The sequence below is a fragment of the Vibrio sp. 10N.239.311.G01 genome (assembly GCF_041465805.1).
Classification (GTDB): Bacteria; Pseudomonadota; Gammaproteobacteria; order Enterobacterales; family Vibrionaceae; genus Vibrio; species Vibrio crassostreae_C.
The window spans coordinates 1-5,433 of the sequence record NZ_JBFSRM010000055.1; the positions used below are offsets into that span (position 1 = coordinate 1).

Here is a 5,433-nt window from a genome sequence, read left to right on the forward strand (position 1 = left end):
AAACCGGCAACCGTTAATAGCGGTTCTAGGGTTCAAATCCCTATCCCTCCACCACCATTAGAAAGCCCGCTGAGAAATCAGCGGGCTTTTTTCTTATCTGGAGCAAGCTGATTCCTCAAAATGGATTGACTCAGGCTATGTACCTTCTCAAAATTGTCTCTGGCGCCCCTACACCCGTATTTGCTTACCTAAGCACCTCTACGATGTCGGACTCCTTTTCGATATAAAATGCTCATTGCTGACTAAGACTCGTTCTATTACGATTGAACGGAACTTCTTGACGACGTTGCAAGCTGAATTGTGTTGTACGCCAGATAATACACGCTCACTCCCTCGCCGAATCTCGCTCTAAATTCTCCTTAAAACGTCTCAGCGAAGCTCTGAGAGGCTACGTCAAAGAATTCAACACTTCGTTTCTCATCAGGCCGATGTTGGCATCATTGAGATCGGAACCGATGATGCGATGCGCTATCGAGACCATTTCCTATTAGGAAAACGCATAAACAAAACGAATAAGGGATATCCTATCAGTGATAGGACAGTTTATGAGTTGGTATAAAATTTTAACCTGGCTGACTTAAATCCATTTGAAAACTTAAAAGTTGTCACAGAAGAACCTAGGTCGTTTACAAAATGTGAAATCTCTCGTATTTGCCAGAGCAAAAGTGGCTGTATCAGTCGTCGAGTCTACTTCAGTCGGAAACCTGCTTGGACTTCGTATCAGTGAACTGGGAGTACATCGACCTTGAAAATGCTAAGCTGCATGTACGTGTTACCGCGGTACTTGATCAAGTCAAGGTGAATAAAATGCTCGGGTCTGAGTAAATTCAAGCTATTGCATAAATACTACCAAGTGACTGGCTATCGACCACTGCTCGCTTTTGATTCAATCCAACATGATGCGAAGTCGACGAAATCTTATCGAAGGTGATTCGTTTTCTTAATAGCCAGCGGAACCATAGGTTTACTATCTGTAAACAACGTAAATATGACTTTTATGATGAATTCATTGCTCACTTCGTTGTCTCTCGCCTTGGTCCAAAGTAATGTCGTCACCTTTGTCAGTAAGCTCTAACGAGTGGCGCCCCAAAAGCTTGGATCGCAAGAGTCATGGGGCACAAAAGCACAGCGATGGTCGATCAGTACTACGCACGTTGGATCTGCGAAGGTGCACATGACTATGGTAATGAGTTCGAGAACCATATGGCGGCAGCGTTTTCCGAGGACACTCACTCAGCAAGTGAGCGTCATGATCTCGTTTCGTAGAGTGCCGAGGGAGAGCAAGATTTTTCGCATTTCGCACACATGCTTAACAGGCAAAATTCTAAAATCACTCAAGAGCTGTTCCAGTGCTTAGGAATGCAAACACCCGATGCTTTCGTTAACCTCAATGTAAATCGCCGAGTGAGTCATGCTAAGATGGCAACCCGCAGCACTCACATTGCACTTTTCCTTCGCGAAAGAGGCAATATGATCTGCGGGCACGAGAAGAGTCTCGTGATTCTCATCTAAGACTGACTCGAGGTAGACGTTCATAGTTAAAGAGCCTCGCTTTTTCCATCGACTTTGGAATCATACGTCCAAAAGCATCGACTGAACCAAAAGTATAAAATCATTTGAGTATTATCTTAGGCCCTTTATAAGCGCAACAAAATCTTTAGACTGGTGTTAGGAGCTATCGGATGAAAATTTGGTATGGGTAAGTGGGATGACTCAAAAGCTAAAGCTTACTGAGTTAAGTGCACAACGCTATCTGGATAGGTAAATACATAGGGATAATGTCAATGACCGCTACCTTTATTAAAATAAATCCAATTTTCTCGAACTTAACATCCCATAAAAATAAATGGCCCACCTAAAACACTAACGAATCAGAGATTTTTGCAATTCGGATGGTTGCAGATATGATTTTCAACCATTGAACAGCTTTGATAACCCCCAGTTAAAAAATTAACTCATCGAAACGCTGCCCCATTATCATTTTTGTCCATAGGTTCGCTCCCGAAGATAGCTTATTTTTGGCCAAATGTAGCTAATTTGGCATTCAAAAGTCATTCTGGTGCTACTAAGGCGCTCTAAGGACTGTTCTTGATAGCTAACTCGCTCGTTTAACATAAAAGAAATATCAGGCCTGCTGAATGTTACATTACGATTTATAATTTCTTGCCTTACCTTTATAATGAAGCCAAATTTTTTATTGTGATTTTGTATGTTGTCTTATCGTAGAGAGCTTGATGGCTTAAGAGCATTGGCCGTTGTTGCTGTAATTGTTTATCACGCCAATTTAAAATTGTTTGGCTTTCAGCTATTTCAAGGTGGATTTTTTGGCGTCGATGTTTTTTTTGTGCTGTCGGGGTATCTAATTACTGGGATAATTAGAAATTATATGGAGCAAGGAACGTTTTCATTTCGAGATTTTTATTGGAGAAGAGCTAAACGAATTGTACCAGCACTCTTGACAATGTTGTTGGTCACATCAGGTTTGGCTTATTTAATTTTGCTTCCAGATGATTTTGTGATTTATGCTAGTTCTCTCCAGTCAGCTTTGTACTTCGGCTCTAATCATTTTTTCTATGGTGAAGATAGCTACACAGCAGCCGCAAGTATTTACCGCCCTTTACTCCATACTTGGAGTTTATCTGTTGAGTGGCAGTTCTATGTTGTTTTTCCATTTATAGTTTGGGCAATTAACAGATTCTGTCCTAGATATATGTTTGGGATACTCCTTGCTTTAGCTTTAATATCCTTACAAAGTTCTAGCTTTACTGTGAAACTTAACCCTGATTTGGCTTTTTATCTACTTCCTACTCGGGCGTGGGAGTTAATACTTGGAGGCTTAGTTACCTTTTATAATCGGAAAAATACGGAAAATTTAGTAAAGGGCAGTTTTGTATCAATAGCGTACCAATCACTCCCAATGATCGGTATGTTTTTAGTTGTTCATTCTATGATTTTTATTGGTCATGAAGTTCAACATCCATCATTCATTACATTGCTACCTGTTTTGGGGACGTGTCTTTTCATAATGTTCTCCCACAAAGGAGAAATATCTAATGATGTCATGTCTTTAAAGCCTATTGTCGGAATAGGCCTGATTTCTTACTCGTTATATTTATGGCATCAACCAATATTTGTTTTTTTCAGGCTGATTAAGCATGACTACTTTAGATATGAACAATTTTTGCTTCTAGTTCTCATCTCAGGGTTGCTTTCTGTTGCAACCTATTATTTTATAGAGAGCGAATTTAGAAAGAATCAGTTGAAAACATATAAACTCACACTACTTTTACTCGTGTTTGCTGGCCTTGTATATGGATCAACTGTGGTGATCAAAGCAGATGGCCTACCTAGTAGGTACGGAGAGCTATCTAAAGTTCTTTTTAATATTAAAGGGCAAAAGTTAATTCGTAGTGACGAAATATTAGATAAAAAAATAATAACAATAGGGGATAGTCATGCTGATGCGTTGTCATCAAGCTTAGAATCAAAGTTTTCTAATTATCAAATTGTTAAGAAGTTAGGACATGGTTGTTTGAGTATTCCTTATGTTAGAAGAAGTGGTAATTCATCACTAGCTAAAGCGTGCAATGAAAGAGTTACCCCAGAAATAACTAGATTAATACCAACTGTTCGAGAACAAACAATAGTGTTCTCTGCGCGCTTGCCATGGTATTTAAGTCAAAAAATGTATGTTAATGAATATGGACAAAAAGAGGGAGGAGGTAAAGACGGCTTTACTCCTGGTTATTATCATGAATCTACAAACTCATTGTCATTAGAAGAAAATATAATTGCAGGCTTAGAATCTTTTTCGAGAAACAATACACTTATTTTAGTATATCCAGTGCCTGAAATAGCGATACATATACCAAACGACATAAATAACCATATAGGTAAGGAAATGTCTCTTTTAGGGAAAATCAGTGCATTTGAAAAGTATGAGTACCCTAAAGTTAGTTTGGAACATTATATGTCTAGAGCTAAAGATAGCTTTTCTTTGTTAGATAGAGTTGAGGGGGATAATGTGGTCAGAGTTTATCCACATAAGTCATTGTGTGATAGGGAATATTGTTACACAGAGAAAGAAAGGCTTCCTTTATATTATGATGATGATCACTTATCAAAGTATGGTGCGGATCTTGTAGTGAGAGAAATGGCTAAGCATTTACCATAAACCTCGTTGTACGAATTTTAAAAGGTCGCCTTATTGGCGGATTTTTCGTTACTGTGCCCCGTCCTGAAATGTGTTTACACATTTCAGGACGAATTATGACTGCTTCAAATAATACCTACGTTAATCGCACTCAGCGTGATTACACACTAGGCTTTAAATTACAGGTCGTGGCCACTGTAGAAAGAGGCGATATGACATATAAACAAGCCCAAACCATTTATGGTATCCAAGGCCGCTCAACTGTTTTAACTTGGCTTCGAAAGCACGGTAAGGTGAATTGGGCGCAAACTCCAAGGATGAGCACCATGCACCAATCAACTAATCCTAAAGAGTCACCAGCACAAAAAATAAAACGCCTTGAAAAAGGGTTAGAAGACGAAAAAATAAAGAATCTCTTTTTAAATAGAGTGGTTGATATTCTTGATGCTGAACACGGAACTAGCCTCAGAAAAAAGTATCTCGCCAAGGAGCAAGAAGCCTTCAAAAACAGGAAGGTATAAGTTTAGTTCGAGTATGTAAGTTATACGGGATAACGAGACAAAGCGTTTATCAACGAGAAAAACGAGCTATTCATCGCCAGTTGGAACTTAAACCCATCAAACAAATGGTGTTGGATATTAGACGTTATATGCCTCGGGTTGGTACTAGAAAACTCTACTTTTTGCTTAAACCAAAGTTGCAAGCACAAGGTATCAAGCTAAGTCGAGATGCTCTTTTCAACTACTTACGTGATGAACAATTATTGGTAAGACCTAAACGTAGTTTTACAAAAACGACAAACATTAAGCATTGGATGAAAAAACATCCGAATTTATTAAAGAACTACAAACCATGCAATCCAGAAGGTGTGTTAGTCAGTGACATTACCTATATCCATTCAGATGAAGGGGTTCACTATCTCTCATTGGTAACGGATGCGTTTAGTCGGAAAATTATGGGCAACGAGATGAAGTCGACGGATGTTGTGAAAGCGCTAGATATGGCTATCAAGGGACGCCAATATCATCGTTCGTGTATCCATCACTCTGATCGTGGTCTCCAGTATTGCTCAGGTGTTTATCAAGATAAGTTGAAAAGTAGCGGCATAATCCCCTCGATGACAGACGGTTATGACTGCTACCAAAATGCATTAGTAGAGAGAGTAAATGGAATACTGAAACAAGAGTTCTTGCTTGATAAATGTAAAACCCTCGGAGAGCTTAAACAACTAGGGCGTGTTGATCTTTCGTGAGTGTTTTTTGAACAGCATGGTAAAGAGT

General features: G+C 39.1%; 2 protein-coding genes and 1 pseudogene. All 3 read left to right on the forward strand.

The window, feature by feature from the left end; translation table 11 throughout:
• Positions 1-1,110 precede the first annotated feature (1,110 nt).
• Positions 1,111-1,266: a hypothetical protein gene (locus AB6D06_RS22195; RefSeq protein ID WP_017067104.1), complete on the forward strand. Its 156-nt coding sequence runs from the start codon at positions 1,111-1,113 to the stop codon at positions 1,264-1,266.
• Positions 1,267-2,209: 943 nt separating this feature from the next.
• Positions 2,210-4,174 carry an acyltransferase family protein gene (locus AB6D06_RS22200; RefSeq protein WP_372101471.1) on the forward strand — a complete coding sequence of 655 codons (1,965 nt, stop codon included), beginning with the start codon at positions 2,210-2,212 and terminating at the stop codon, positions 4,172-4,174.
• 95 nt (positions 4,175-4,269) lie between these two features.
• Positions 4,270-5,384: pseudogene (locus AB6D06_RS22205) on the forward strand (IS3 family transposase); the annotation flags it as partial.
• Positions 5,385-5,433: the final 49 nt, after the last annotated feature.

What these genes read in the sequence shown, in the direction of transcription:
- AB6D06_RS22195 (WP_017067104.1), top strand. Translation starts at nt 1,111, where the DNA reads ATGGGGCACAAAAGCACAGCGATGGTCGATCAGTACTACGCACGTTGG.
- AB6D06_RS22200 (WP_372101471.1), top strand. Translation starts at nt 2,210, where the DNA reads ATGTTGTCTTATCGTAGAGAGCTTGATGGCTTAAGAGCATTGGCCGTT.